Here is a 15,423-nt window from a genome sequence, read left to right as displayed (position 1 = left end):
CCATTAATTAAGTAATAAGAGATATTAAATGAACAATGAAGAACAAGAATTTTTAAATAGTTTAGAAAAAAAGCTATGGACAGCAGCCAATAAATTATTGCCTGCGCTTGATGCTGCGCACTATAAACATGTGATGTTAGGGCTAGTATTCTTAAAATACACCAGTGACGCATTTGAAATTCGTCGCGAGCAATTAAGAGATCAATTTGCACAGTCTGATAACGAATACTTTATTGACCCTGCTGATTTTGAAGGTGGCATTGAAAGCCAAGAATACCTTGATGAAGTCAATGTTGAGCTTGAAGTACGTGATTTTTACACCGAAAAGAACGTATTTTGGGTGCCTAAAGAAGCGCGTTGGTCATTTTTGCGTGACAAGAATTCACCTTTATTAAAAGGTGGTGAATTAGAAGTAGGTGTTAATAGCACAACAGGTAAAGGTGGTAAAATAATTCGCTCGGTTGGGCAGTTAATTGACCATGCACTTGAAGCTATTGAAAAAGACAATAGCAAGTTAAAAGGCGTACTCAACAAGCTTTATACCACACTTAAAATTGATCAAAGTAAATTGGCCGAGTTAATTGATTTAATCTCTACTGTACCTTTCAACCATGCAACCATGAATTCTAAAGATATTCTAGGTCATGTTTACGAATACTTCTTAGGGCAGTTTGCTTTAGCCGAAGGTAAAAAAGGTGGTCAATACTACACACCTAAATCTATTGTTAGTTTGATTGTTGAAATGCTACAGCCATATAAAGGCCGTGTTTATGACCCTGCTATGGGCAGCGGTGGATTTTTTGTGCAATCAGAAAAATTTATCACGGAACATGGCGGTAAAATAGGAAACGTTTCTATTTACGGACAAGAATACAACCATACTACGTGGCAATTAGCGGCTATGAACATGGCGATTCGTGGTATCGACTTTAACTTTGGTAAAGAGCCAGCGTCAACTTATACCAATAATCAACACCCTGATTTACGCGCAGATTACATAATGGCGAATCCGCCTTTCAATATGAAAGAGTGGGATACAGGCGTTAGTGACGAAGACCCGCGTTGGCTTTATGGCACACCGCCAACCAACAATGCTAACTTTGCTTGGATGCAGCACATGTTGTATCACTTAGCACCCAAAGGCAGCATGGGCTTGTTATTAGCCAATGGTTCGATGAGTTCAAATACCAGTAACGAAGGCATTATTCGCCAAGCACTTATCGATAACGACTTAATCGAATGTATGATCGCCTTACCAGGGCAATTGTTTACTAATACCCAAATTCCTGCCTGTATCTGGTTTTTAACCAAAAACAAAAAAGCCCATACCAATGCCATGGGTGAAGAGCTACGTGATAGAACAGGCGAAGTATTATTTATTGATGCTCGCAACTTAGGCTATATGAAAGACCGTGTATTACGTGACTTCACTGAACAAGATACCGCCTCAGTGACCAATTTATTTCATAAATGGCAAAGTAAAGACTTCCATTCGGCAGAGTCAGTAATGGCTTGGAAAGAAAAGGCTGAAGCTGAAAGTGACGTTAAAGGAATGACTATAGAGCCAGAAGCACCTTATCAAGATGTTGCTGGTTTTTGTAAATCAGTAAAACTAGCCGAAATTATCAAACATGATTATGTCTTAACCCCTGGTCGTTATATCGGTGCTGTTGAACAGGAGGGTGATGGGGAAGCCTTTACTGATAAAATGGAACGTCTAACCAGTCTACTCAAAGAACAGTTTGCAGATTCAAATCTGTTAGTCATTGATATTAAAAAGAGCTTGTCGAAGGTTGGTTACGATGTTTGAAGACTTACTCATTGAACTTGGTATTAATACCTTGCCTGAAGGCTGGCGATTCGAAATTTTAGATGACGTTTGTAATGGGGTTTTCGATTGCCCTCATTCTACACCTAAGTTGAGTGACAATGGCCCTTATGCAGTTCGTACTCAAGATATACGAAATGGCTTCTTCGATACTACCAAGGCAGTAAAAGTATCACACAAAACATATGCCGATAGAATAAAAAGAGCAGAACCTTTGTTTGGTGACTTACTATTCAGCCGAGAGGGTACATATTTTGGTGATGCCGCTGAAGTGCCCGAAAATACACAGGTATGTTTGGGGCAGAGAATGGTACTCATTAAACCTAAACAAGAAATTTTAGATAGTACATATCTCAGAGCCTATATTAATTCATCTGCTTTTCAGCGGTATCTGCTTCGATTTAGGGATGGTAGTGTTGCAGAGCGGTTAAATTTATCAGTTATTAGAAAATTACCAGTGCTTTTACCTGATATTGAGTACCAGAAATTAATAAAAAATAATATTGTACCGTTCGAAAAAAAGACGAGCCTGAATCGTCAAACCAATCAAACTCTAGAAGAAATAGCACAAGCGATTTTTAAAAGCTGGTTTGTTGATTTTGAACCGACTAAAGCTAAGATAGCCGCCCGTGAAGCCTTGCTTGCTGATTATGCAAAAGAACAACTATCAGCTAATGCTGCACAAAAAGCTAAAGCACCTTCTGCTGAAAACATTGCACAGGCAGAAATACAAGCCGCCCTGGAATCCATTGCTGGTGTGAATAAAATCGTTCCTACCGAACAGCTTCAAGCCCTAGTCGATTTATTTCCAAACCAACTCGTAGATAGTGAACTCGGAGAAATTCCAATGGGGTGGGAGGTAACTCCATTTTCAAAGTTAACAAAGTTAACAAAAGGTAAAAATATCACGAAAAAAACAGTGGTTCATGGAAGTGTTCCTGTTGTCGCAGGTGGATTGAAACCCTCGTGTTACCACAATACAGCTAATGTTAAAGGGCCTGTTATAACAGTGAGTGCATCAGGTGCAAACGCAGGATATGTGAATATTTATTACACTGATGTTTGGGCCTCTGATTGTTCATTCATCTGTAGTAAAGCGACCAAGTATTTGTATACAAATTATGTATTGCTAAAGTTGAAACAAAAACTAATTACATCAATGCAAACAGGTGCCGCACAACCACATATTTATCCAAAAGATTTTGATAGGTTGAACGTTGTTAATCCTGGGAATAACTTATTTGAAATCATAGAGGATATATTTTCAGGCTTGTTTAACAAAATAAAATATAATGAATTAGAAAATACGTCGTTAGGTGAAATTCGTGACATTCTTTTACCTAAGCTATTATCAGGAGACTTACCATTGGAGTGTGATAACTAATGGACCAAAAGGATTTACAAGAACCTAAGTATACCGAGAGGAAAACTGAATATTATAAAAATTTAAAGGTCTGGCCAGAATTTTGTGTGTACGATCAACATATTGATGGCCTTATTCCCACTGCGCGAATTGACTCTTGGGAGGATTTTCATAATGTTGTTAAACACTATCGGCAAGATAACGATGAACAAGAATTTGTTTTTAGAGGACAACAGCATTATAAATGGCCTTTACTACCAACATTAGACCGTATTGCAAAAGAAGCTATCGACGCGAGTCTTGCACGCAAGCAACTGAGGAATTTTAGATTATCTATTAGAGGTAGAGTTCCTGATAACACCATTTTCAAAGAAGATGACGAAGAATTATGGGCTATTGGGCAACATCATGGATTAGCCACTCCACTACTAGATTGGTCTTTATCACCTTATGTATCTCTCTTTTTTTCATTCATGCAAGAAGATCCTGAAACCTGGGTAGATGTTGATGAGCAAGAAAATACTATCCCTAATAACTTTAGCAGAGTCATTTATGTATTAAATAAAACATTTATAGCTGATTTAGTTGAAGATGATGAAGACCCATTTGATAAAAAACACCCTAAGGTGGTTGAGCCGTCTAAAGATGATCATGGCAGATTGGTGAATCAAGCAGGTTTATTTACTTTTGCACCTTATGGGGAAACGTTAGAGTCCTCATTATTCAAAGCCCTTGTTGATTCCGATATTGATGTTAATGATCCTAACGAACTTAGTAAATATATTTGTCGAATTCATATACCTAATTCCCAAGAGATTAGGCTAGAGTGCTTACGCCACCTAAGGAAAATGAATATTCATCATGCAAGTTTATTTCCTGATTTGATTGGTGCATCAGGGTATTGCAATGAGTTGTTAGTTGAACAGACATTAAAAACAAAGTTGAAATCTAAAGAACTTTCTAAGGTAGTTAGCCCCATTAAAGAGGAATTCATTAAACCATTAAATGAATTTGTAAAAAGTATAAATTCTGAAAGTAGAGCGCAAGAGCTTATTAACGCAATACAAACGAATGATGCTATAGCTAACAACCTGAAAGTACAGCAAGTTAAAGAATTGGCCAATGTAGTTGTTGAATTTATTGATGTAAAAGCAGGTGTTGATTGGCAAGTAAGACAATCAGAACTATCTCGGTTAAAAAACATCGTCAGGAGAAGGTTAAAGCGTGATTATTTCCCCGATGATCTATTAACAGAAGCAACAGAAGATGTTGTTAATTTTGCACTTATCATAGACAGCCAACAAGGAAGTTAAATGTTCAAGATAGACCAATCGAGTAACCGCATATCTCGTTTACAAAGTAAAAGCTTTAGTGAGTTGGGTTTCTCAGAACGTAATCATTTACAAGAATGGTTAGCTTATCAGCCTGATGCTTTTGGTGAAGAACTGTTAATCATTCAAAAAGAGTTTGATGGTTTTGACGATACCCGCGAACGTCTAGACTTATTAGCCTTAGATAAAGACGGTAACTTAGTGGTGATTGAAAACAAACTTGATGACACTGGCCGTGATGTTATTTGGCAAGCGCTTAAATATGCGTCGTATTGCTCTAGCTTAAACAAAAAACAAATTGTTGAAATTTTCCAAAGCTATTTGAATCGTTTTTGTGATCTGTATACCAAGAATAGTAATAGTGCTGAAGCCAAACAAGATGCTAATACGCTTATCTGTGAGTTTTTAGACGTACCAGATTTAGGTGAGGTGGTATTGAATTCAGGTAACAACCAACGCTTAATATTTGTCGCCGCTAATTATCGCAAAGAAGTTACCAGTACCGCACTTTGGCTATTAAGCCACAACATTCAATTACAGTGTTTCAAAGTTACTCCGTATTCAATGGGCGGCCTTGAAGAACAACAATTGTTTTTAAACGTTGAACAAATTATTCCAACGCCCGAAGTAAAAGAGCTGATGATTGGAATTAGTGCCAAAGAAGCCGATGAAAAAGAAACGGTAGTTGAGCTTAAAAATCGCCATAAAGTCAGACTAGGGTTTTGGGAACAAGCACTTGAAGCAATGCGTGACAGTGATTGTAATTTATTCGATAACATTAGCCCAACAAAGGATCATTGGATTAATGCTGGCTCTGGCGTTCGCTCTTGTCCGTTTGCACTTATTTTTGGCACCAAAGAAGCACGTGTTGAATTTAATATGAGTCGCTCACAAACAGAAGACAATAAGTTTATGTTCGATTTGTTATTAACAAAGAAACAAGAGATTGAAAGCAAGTTTGGAGCTGAACTTGAATGGTTAAGACTCGATGATAAAAAAGCCAGTAGAATCCAATTTAGAAAAGAATTTGATGGTTATAACAATGAAAACTGGCCTGAGATAATTAAGTGGTTGGTAGCAGAAATGATCAAATTTGAAAAAGCATTAAAACAACCATTACAAAATGCGAACCAAAAACTAAAAGAACAAATTAAGGACATTATTTAATATGGAAAGTTTACTCGTTAATTTAAGAAAGTATCGCCCTAGAGAGAATACTGATCCGCTAGAGAACTTTGTTACTGAGGCATTTGCTTGGTTATTAAGAAGTAGTGATGAAGTACGAGACTCTGTACTTTCTTGTATTAATGAGTTTTTAGCCACTGCTGTTGAACTGCCAAAAGGCGACTGTGAAATTTCTACTCAAGAAAATTTTTCAAATAAATATCCAGATTTAGTGATCGCGTGGCCTGAATGTACCTGGGTTTTTGAGCACAAGGTATGGTCAAACTTACACAAAAATCAGCTAAAAAATTATCGTGAATATATTGAAAGTTGTACTGATGACCATCGTATTATCCTAATAACAGCTAAAGCGTACCAGCATGGTCAAAACCCCGATGCAGCACTATGTTGGAAAGATGTTTATAAATGTCTGAGCAAGCTTGAACAAACATTAAATGATGAAAAGTTATCATGGGCAATTAAAGATTTTCTAACACTTTTGAAAACAGAAGGGTTAGGGCCAAGTACACCTATAAATAGTTTTTCGATGAAGCACTATCTAGAAGCAGTTAAGTTCGATAGCCAAGTTGATTCTGTTTTTCAAGCCGCTAAACACAAGAGTTGGCCTTTACAGTCACTTAGTTTGACGCCTGAATTTAAGAGACAAAAAACAGAATCGCGAGTTGGATTAGAATTTTGTCCAGTGATTGGTGAACATGGTAGACGTTGGTTACCTGGTATTTTTTTTGGTGTAATACTGGATGGTTATGATCATGGTGTTACCGAGCTTTTAAACGATGAATTAAATTTATGTATTGTCTTTGACTTTAATCGTACTGGTCAAACACATATTAAAGACTCCTCAACGTACCAATCTTTTAAAGCAAAGCTTCAAAGCTTAGTTAGCCGTGAATTTAATCAGTGGCAATTTATTGATACTGTAAAAGAGCCTAAAGCTAAAGCAAATAAATGGCATCCAATCGTGATGCTATGTCCCATGTTGAGTATATTTGAGCATACAACTTCACATGAGCAGCAAGTCGAAACGGTTCATAAATTAATGGCTAGCTTTCAAGAAAAACTAATAGATGTTCCTGAATTAAAACAATTAATTGATGAGTTAGCACAAATTAAGGAAGCTGAATGATTACGGAAGACCAATTAGAGCTACTTTGCATAGACTGGTTTACAGAAATTGGTTATGAATATGCTAATGGTTACGACATAGCACCAGACGGTGATTCTCCAGAGCGAGAAGACTATCGGCAAGTTATTTTAAAAGCACGTTTATTAGCACAGCTTGAGATAATTAACCCCCATATTCCTTTAGCTACGTTAGAACAAGCCATTGCTGTAATTACTCAATTCGACACACCTATCTTAATTAAAAATAATCAGCAATTTCACCAATACCTTCTTGAAGGCCTAAAGGTTGAATTTAAAGAAAGTGATGTAGAGGTTGCTGATTATGTTCGTTTTATTGATTTTAACAATACAGATAAAAACGAATTTTTAATCGTCAACCAATTCACTATTACAGGCATAAAGGGTAATAGACGACCTGATATCGTGGTGTTTATAAATGGTTTGCCAATATCAGTAGTTGAACTGAAAAATCCTGCGGATAATAGTGCTGATGTTTGGAGTGCTTATCAACAACTGCAAACCTATAAAGAAGAGATCTCTGATCTTTTTGTTTTTAATGAAGCATTGATTATTAGTGATGGCGTTGAAGCCAAAGTAGGGTCGTTAACTGCTAGTAAAGAGCGTTTTTTACCTTGGCGAACCATTGATAATGAAGATGACAAACGTATTTTTGAATTTCGGTTAGAAACATTGGTACGTGGTTTTTTTAAACCAGAACTGCTTTTAGATTACATTCGATATTTTGTATTATTTGAAGAGTCGGGTGGCGAACTAATTAAGAAAATTGCAGGTTACCATCAATTTCATGCCGTACGTGCAGCGGTAGAAGCAACTATTATTGCAACAAGACAACCAGAAATGTTGGCGTTAGTCGCAGAGCCAAGTGCTAATTATAATATTTCGAATAACGGTAATAAAAGCAAGTTTGGTACTGGTAAGGCAGGTGTTGTTTGGCATACCCAAGGGTCAGGTAAGTCTATTTCTATGGTGTGTTATGCCGGAAAGCTAATGGCACAACCTGAAATGAATAACCCAACTATTGTGGTTGTGACCGACAGAAATGATTTAGATGGGCAATTGTTTAATACCTTTGGCATGGCAAGTGACACGCTAAAACAAACACCTGTTCAGGCAGAAGATAGAGATTCATTACGCGATATACTTACAGGTAAACAATCGGGCGGCATTGTTTTTACAACGGTTCAAAAATTTACCTTAGTGGCTAATGAGTCAGCACATCCGGTGTTAAGTGATAGAACTAATATTGTTGTAGTGAGTGATGAAGCTCACCGCAGCCAGTATGGTGATAAGGCCAAGTTTAATCCTAAAACGGGCGAATATACTTATGGCTATTCTAAGTATATGCGTGATGCTTTACCCAATGCATCTTTTATTGGTTTTACAGGTACGCCCATTTCAGCTGTAGATAAAGATACTCAATCAGTATTTGGTGGTTATGTATCTGTTTATGATATTCAAGATGCCGTTGACGATGGTGCAACAGTACCGATCTATTATGAATCTCGCCTCGCCAAATTAGACATTCGCCAAGATGAAATTGAAGAACTTAACAACGACATTGATGAAGTTATAGAAGACGAAGAAGATGTAGGCACAAGAGAAAGCACTAAATCTAAGTGGGCAACACTAGAGAAACTCGTCGGTTCTGATCCTCGTATTGAAGAGGTCTGTATTGACTTAGTTAATCATTTTGAAACAAGAGTGGCGACATTCCCTGGCAAAGTGATGATTGTTTGTATGAGCCGAGACATTTGCGCACAAATGTATAACGAGTTAATTAATCTTAGACCTGAGTGGCATGATGATGATACTTCTAAAGGCGCGATTAAAGTTGTAATGACCGGTTCGGCATCTGATAAAGCCTTATTACAGCCTCATATACATAACAAAGAAACAAAAAAGCTGTTTGAAAAACGCTATAAAGACGTAAAAGATCCTCTCCAAATAGTGATTGTTCGAGACATGTGGTTAACAGGCTTTGATGCTCCGAATTGTCATACTATGTATATAGATAAACCTATGAAAGGTCATAACTTAATGCAGGCAATTGCTCGCGTTAACCGTGTATTTAAAGATAAACCTGGTGGCTTAGTTGTTGATTATATAGGTATTGCAAATGAGCTGAAAAACGCTTTGAAAACTTATACAGATTCAAAGGGAAAAGGGCGACCAACACTCGATAACCATGAAGCATTCTCTATTATGTTAGAGAAGTTAGAAATTATTCAGGCGATGTTAGATGGCTTTGATTACGGTGACTTTGAACAAAATGCCCTTAAATTATTACCAGGAGTAATGAATCACATATTAAGTTTAGAAAGCCCTCAAGGAAAACTCGATGGTAAAAAACGTTTCTTTGATGTGATGGCACCACTTACAAAAGCATATACGCTATGTAGTACGTTAGATGAAGCAGCAGAATACAAAAAAGAAATAGCTTTTTTTAGTGCTGTTAAAGCCGCGTTAAGCAAATTCACCAGTACAGATAAACGTCGTACAGATGAAGATAAAAACTCAGCAATGAAGCAAATTATCGACAATGCAATAGTTGCTGAAGGCGTAACAGACATTTTTGCTTCTGTTGGCTTAGACAAACCGAATATAGGTTTGTTATCAGAAGAGTTTTTAGAAGATGTTAAAAATATGCCACAACGAAATCTTGCTGTAGAGCTTTTAGAAAAACTGCTAAAAGATGAAGTCAAAGCACGTATGAAAAACGATGTGGTTTCTGAAAAAGCCTACTCAGAACGTATTATGGAAACACTACGTAAGTACCATAATCGTGCAATAGAAACAGCTCAAGTTATTGAAGAGCTTATTAAAATGGCTAAAGATATGGAAATAGATTTAGCTGAAGCAGAAAAGTTAGGGCTGAATTCAGATGAAGTCGCTTTCTACCGAGCATTGGTTGCCAATGAAAGCGCAGTAAAAGAACTTGGCGATGACCAGTTACGTGGACTAGCAATTGAAATCACTCAGAAGCTACGACAATCAACAACGGTCGATTGGCAAAAACGAGACAGCGTAAGAGCGCGTTTACGGAATCTAGTACGTAGAGCATTGCGCCGCTGGAAATACCCACCAGATAAATCAGATGAAGCAATTGATTTGTGTTTACAGCAAGCGGAAGTTTTAAGTAGCCATTGGACGGGAGCTTAAGTTATGGCAGTCAATACAAAAGACAATGACAAAATAAAGGTTCTAATTGACAGTTGTTTCAGTTTTATAGATTTTCTTGAATTACTTTCTTCAAATCAGTTAGTACATGACTTTACGAAACGCATGATTACGACGCCAAACATAGAAGAGAATGGTTATTTCGGTATTGGTGATCGTTGGTGTGGTATTGATGATTTATTAAAGGGTAATGATGAGATAAGGAATTTACTTAATCAATTTGCATTTGAAGCTAGAGACAAAAACTTTTCATTTAGCGCTGGTAACTTAAAAGCACAATATATTCCTAATGAAGATTTTGTAGATAATGGTAGTGCATTTATTATTTACTCATTAGTTGGTAGTAAATGGAATCATGTTGTTTGGGTTAAAGATGATTTGACTGTTTGGAATGAAGTTATAACTGAAATATAAACGTGACGCTACGTGAAATTTACTAGGGAATAGTCGCAAATATAAATTTCATGCACGTAGCGTTACGTAGAATAAGATCTAGTTGTTAACTTGCAAACGGTAAAATGTCAGTAAGCTAATACACTAAATAGTGTCATTAATTCAATAAGATGAAATACCAGTGAAAACTGGATCCGATCCAGTGCTTAATTTGGATTAACAGTAACTTAGCAATATATTGATAAATAACGATATTTATTACTTATTAAAATCACTATTTTAAAAGACTATAATGTTAAGTAAAGTTATAAGTAGCCATTTTAGCTTCTGTTGTTATTATCGTTATATTCCCATTTAGCTTTTATATCTCTGCAGGATTCTTGTTTTTACGCACACAAGATTTTGTTTGTGCGCATTATTCAATTGGCTCTTATTTTAGTAAGTGAATTATCGTTTTTTTACTTTAGGTTTTAAGGTATTTTATCATCATCTATATTTTTTCACTTAACTGGACTTCCGAACTTGCAATTAACGACAAGGTTAAAAGTTTAATCGCTCAGTATCAAACTTGTTATATCTGTAATTAAATAGATAAGCCTTAGCTAAAAAAGTAAAAACTAAAAAGAATATGCTTCAATATAAATATCAGTTAAATATAAGTGCATTATTAATCGGGCTATTTAATGGCTAACATTACCGTTTAAATTTATTTACCGTTCACCATAATTTCACATACAAGGTGAAGGTAAAAATATTGGACTCTTAAATTTATTTTATTTTTCAGATAATAAGCTGCTAGTTAAGAGTACTTTAAAAATCTATAGTGAAGCGCCCTGCTTAAATTTTATTTTTTACGCTGAGGAAATTACAACAATCCTGCCACCAAAAGTTTAAGCAATAACTTAAATATTTAACGCTTTACACCACTGGCTTGCTAATAAAAACTCTTGCTGTAGATCTTGTTGTGTTAAAGCGTGCTGAGTCATTAAGTTCGCCATATTACTGTTGGCATTTTCATCGTTATCTTTTCCTGAAACATAAAAAACTGTTAAAGATAACAATTCACCGAGCAATCCTTCTCGAGATATTAAGGCTAACTTTATTGGTTTTGCCACAGGCATCGATTTTAATATTTCAGCCATTGGCATTGATAGCATCACTTCAAGTGAGCTTAATAAGCCAGTCATAAATGCATAATCGCTAATTGTTGTAAACGTTGCTTTGTTACTCAGAGCCGCCATGACTTTACCCGTAATTAAGGCCTGGCGACAAATTTCATCAGAGCAATCAGAAGTTAAGTTTGATAACGCTAAAATAGAAACAAATTGTCGTAACTTATCTTCACCTAAATATGATGCGGCTTGTTTTAATGAGGTTATTTCAATTTTTGTACCGGTAGCGACATTATTGACCATTTTTAACAATGCAATAGATAAATTAACATCATGACCAACAATTTCTGATATAGCGGTAAAGTTTAACGGATGAGAAAAGCTTTCGTTAAGCAAAGCTAGCATTTGCGCTTTGATCGAGGTTAATGTTCTCCCTTCAATGATTTCAGGTTGATGATAAAAGTAACCTTGAAAATAATCAAAACCAACCTCAGCTAAGGTTTGCTTTTGTAATTTGGTTTCGACACGTTCCGCTGATATTTTAATATCATGTTGCTTCATTTTATCAACAACTGATGGTAATCGTTTAGTGTTAATTTTTTCAATATTGATTTTAATAATGTCGATATAGGGAAATAGTACTTCCCAATGCGGTGCCAAATCATATTCGGTTAATGCAATACTGTAACCATGCTCTCGATAAAACATAATTATTTTTAACAAGCCTTTAGTTGGCTTTTCATGACCTACAAGCTCTATAACAATGCTATTTTTGTCAAATAATAATGGATACTTTCGTACTAAACAGTTTTCGGTAAAGTTAATAAATGCAAGCTTTCCCATACTTAAGGTTTGAATATCACCATGAATATGATTTTGAATAATCAATTTTGAACTAGCAATATCCTGCTCTATTTCAGGAAATTTATTATCTGGACTGTCTCTAAATAAAAGCTCATAACCTATGGTGTCTAATTTTTGATTTAAAATAGCTTGTCGAGCTATATAGGTATTTCTCATTTATTGGCTTCTTTATTAAAGAGTTATTTATAGTGCTAATTTATCGCTTAGGCAGTTAAAAGTCACTCTATATCATTTAAAAAATGCAACTTAGCAACATATAGTCTTTGGATTGTTTTGTCATAGTTGTAACTGATCGCCTTTCGCATTGCTCGCTTAGATAAGTTTACTTTTCCTTGTTTATAATAAGCTTTCGCTAAGCCATGATAAAATTCATAACCTTGTGGGTATAAATCAATTGCTGACTTATAAAGTTTTTCAGCTGTTATAAAATCTCCAGCATCAAAAGCTTCGTCAGCTAAAAGTGCATGGTAGTAAGGGTTTGATTGTCTAAGTTGTTGTAGATAATTTCTAATTGGTTGAGATTCAGTTACTCTTCCTTGGATTTCCATCAATAGTGCCAAATTATTTAATACCGTTAAATTTTTATCATTAATAGTAAGTGCATAACGGTAGGTCTTTTCTGCAACTTGGTAATGGTTATTTAAGCGATATAATATCCCTAAGTTTCCCCAAGCAGGGCTAAAATTAGGGTCTTGTTTAATTGCTGCTTTAAAATATTGATAAGCTACATCATAGTTTCTTCTGATAAGAGCATCGCTACCTTTGTTATTATAAAACATCGCAATGACTGTTTTTTTAGTGATTTTTTTAATTGAAAATCGTTGTTTGGCAATATAAGGATCAAAGTCTATTTGAATACCGTTATCACCCCAAGTATAAACACTTTCAGAGTTAGGTTTATTCGTAATACGTAAGTTCACATGACCCGTAAGAAAACTATAACTATTATCGCGCTGCCAGTATTCTGGCACATTAACTTGTTGAAATTGAACATGCATCCCAGCTTCTTTTGCCAATGCGTAAGCCATGATTGTTAACGACATACAGTTAGCCGTTTTACTATGAAACGCTTCGCGAGCAACAATATTCGCATTACCCTCATACTGTAAAGATAAATTTTCAACACTAAAAAGATGGTCAAGTAATATCCGTGCTTTATGTTGATAGCTATGGCGATTACGCAATTTGTTATCAACGACAGCTCTCATCTCATCGTCTAATAAAAAAATATCTACTTCGCTTTCTATGGAAATCATATTTTCATTTGATGGCTCAAAAGCACTATCAAGGAATAATGTTTGCGGATTGGATGATTGCTTTTCAAGCTGATAAGGAGGTGTTTGACAAGCAAACAAACAAGGCAGAAGTACGCTATAAAAAATTTTTGAGTAGTTCATAATAACCTCAAATTACAAAATAAGGTGTATTATAAGACTATGTCAAATATTCAATTCTAGCAATTCTTCCAACTATATTGCGGAACACTACAAGCGCTGAAGACTTAATTAATAAGGAGTTTAATAGTATTTATTAAAGTCAGGATTAACGCTCACCTTGACCTAAAAAGTAGACGATTCGAGCACTAACATTTTGATCAGAGGTTTTTGCACTAGTACTGTGAAAGTAGCGATAATCAAGCTGTAATGCGAAGTTTTTATTGAGTTTGTAATGAGCGCCAACACCAGCATTTACTTGAAATACTGTACTTTCTTGCTCTTTTTGCCACATTGTTTCACCAAAACCTGCGGTAACATAAGGTCTAAAATCATGTTCGCTGTTGAAGTAGTATTGGCTATCTAGGCTATAGTTTTCATAATTTATTTCGCGATTAAGCGCTAAATTATCAACTTTTGCTTTTGAGTAAGTAACACGGCTAGAGAATTCGCGGGTAAAATATAGACCTAAGCTGTATTCAGTGGTTTTATCGTTGTCAGCTTGCCATTGCTCATCAAAGTCAACCGCACCAACACCATAAGTAATACCTATAATTCCAGTATGAATTGGGTCTTTAGTACGTTTTACATGTTTTGCTTTATTGCCGCTGTAGCTGCCACCATCGCCGAGTTGAAGCGATATATTGAACTTTACTTGGTTTTCACTATGGCCATTATCGCCAAGCGGTACGTCATTAAAGCTTAAATAACCGGTACCCGCTTTAATGATTTCTTTACCAAAAATGTTATTGATACCAGCACTCATGTAATCAACGGGATCAAGAAAAAACAATGCGGTGCTACCTAGAAAGTCGGAGCCCCAAACACTTCCACCCTGCTCCCTAATATCCATTTCGGTATTATAAGCCCACTCACCATAAGCCCAGCCTAATACTGGTGTAATGACTAAATCTTGTATCGAAGGGGTTTCAGCAAATGCTTCAATGCCGTACTCCCAATAAAAAGTCGACATTAAGGTTGAGTAAACAAAAGCATCCCATTGTCGATAACCCGATTTACGCGCTACTTGATAATAGACACCGCCAAAGTAAGGGTGGCCAACAAAGTTGAGCATACCGGTGTCTCGGTCCCATACGGGGCCGTCTTTAACATTATCTGACCACTTGTTAAAAATGCCTTCTTCTTTATCCCAGTTAGAAATATCTTCGGGTAATAAAGCAATTAAACCAATAACACCAAAGCCGTAGGCAAAAATGGAGCTGGTTTGTGACCATAAACGCTCACCATCTTCACCGCTTTGAGGGGAAAATAAAGCGACTTGAAATGGCGAGTCATAATAATTTTCGGCTGGAGTTAAATGTTCCCAAACACTATTGGTTGGTCTTTCACGATAAATATGGTCAATATTATCGGCTGTTACTTCTGGGGTAAGCTTTATTTCAGAGGGGTTATTAGAGCTAATATCGTTAGCTTGTACTGTAAAGGGTAACAGAGCTAAGGCTACTGTCAGAGATACGCATTTTAATTTAAGTGAATGTATATTCTTAATCAACGGTCGTTTCCTTTAAAGTTCAAGCTGTCCTAAGAAACCTGAGCTCAGCTTAACAAATATTTCTCTAGCAGCTATTTT

Annotated in this window: 10 protein-coding genes; 7 read left to right on the top strand and 3 right to left on the bottom strand. The window is 36.0% G+C overall.

The annotated features are described in order from the left end of the window. The first annotated feature begins 28 nt into the window (after window positions 1-28). Genes KO495_RS16710 through KO495_RS16680 form a run of 7 tightly spaced genes read left to right on the top strand, consistent with a single transcriptional unit; the run spans window position 29 to window position 10,444 of the window. Window positions 29-1,810 carry a type I restriction-modification system subunit M gene (locus KO495_RS16710; RefSeq protein WP_215981548.1) on the top strand — a complete coding sequence of 594 codons (1,782 nt, stop codon included), beginning with the start codon at window positions 29-31 and terminating at the stop codon, window positions 1,808-1,810. Further along, window positions 1,803-3,212, top strand: a complete 1,410-nt coding sequence (locus tag KO495_RS16705; RefSeq protein WP_215981547.1) for a restriction endonuclease subunit S — start codon at window positions 1,803-1,805, stop codon at window positions 3,210-3,212. The genes KO495_RS16710 and KO495_RS16705 overlap by 8 nt, the downstream gene beginning before the upstream one ends. Continuing rightward, the gene (locus KO495_RS16700) at window positions 3,212-4,504 is read left to right on the top strand and encodes an FRG domain-containing protein (RefSeq protein WP_215981546.1); all 1,293 of its coding nucleotides are present in this window, start codon (window positions 3,212-3,214) and stop codon (window positions 4,502-4,504) included. Before KO495_RS16705 ends, KO495_RS16700 begins: the two co-directional genes overlap by 1 nt. Beyond that, window positions 4,505-5,689, top strand: coding sequence for a DUF4268 domain-containing protein (locus KO495_RS16695; protein WP_215981545.1), 1,185 nt, complete (start codon window positions 4,505-4,507; stop codon window positions 5,687-5,689). It begins immediately after the preceding gene. A gap of 1 nt (window position 5,690) precedes the next feature. Beyond that, on the top strand, window positions 5,691-6,833 hold the full coding sequence (locus KO495_RS16690; protein ID WP_215981544.1) for a PD-(D/E)XK nuclease family protein: 1,143 nt from the start codon (window positions 5,691-5,693) through the stop codon (window positions 6,831-6,833). Beyond that, window positions 6,830-10,012: a type I restriction endonuclease subunit R gene (locus tag KO495_RS16685; protein ID WP_215981543.1), complete on the top strand. Its 3,183-nt coding sequence runs from the start codon at window positions 6,830-6,832 to the stop codon at window positions 10,010-10,012. The genes KO495_RS16690 and KO495_RS16685 overlap by 4 nt, the downstream gene beginning before the upstream one ends. Window positions 10,013-10,015: 3 nt before the next feature. Beyond that, entirely contained in the window at window positions 10,016-10,444 is a 429-nt protein-coding gene (locus tag KO495_RS16680; protein ID WP_215981542.1) for a hypothetical protein, read from the top strand. Between the two features lie 881 nt (window positions 10,445-11,325). Here the strand turns inward: KO495_RS16680 and KO495_RS16675 are convergent. From KO495_RS16675 to KO495_RS16665, 3 genes are all read right to left on the bottom strand, one after another. Beyond that, window positions 11,326-12,555, bottom strand: a complete 1,230-nt coding sequence (locus tag KO495_RS16675; protein ID WP_215981541.1) for an HDOD domain-containing protein — start codon at window positions 12,553-12,555, stop codon at window positions 11,326-11,328. A 62-nt stretch (window positions 12,556-12,617) separates the two neighbouring features. After that, window positions 12,618-13,796, bottom strand: coding sequence for a tetratricopeptide repeat protein (locus KO495_RS16670; protein ID WP_215981540.1), 1,179 nt, complete (start codon window positions 13,794-13,796; stop codon window positions 12,618-12,620). Between the two features lie 145 nt (window positions 13,797-13,941). Then, a complete protein-coding gene (locus KO495_RS16665; protein WP_215981539.1) occupies window positions 13,942-15,345 on the bottom strand; it encodes a DUF3943 domain-containing protein in 1,404 nt (467 codons plus the stop codon). Window positions 15,346-15,423: the final 78 nt, after the last annotated feature.

The sequence above is a fragment of the Colwellia sp. D2M02 genome (assembly GCF_018860755.1).
In the GTDB taxonomy this organism is placed as follows: Bacteria; Pseudomonadota; Gammaproteobacteria; order Enterobacterales; family Alteromonadaceae; genus Colwellia; species Colwellia asteriadis.
This window is presented reverse-complemented; position numbering and strand designations above follow the sequence as displayed.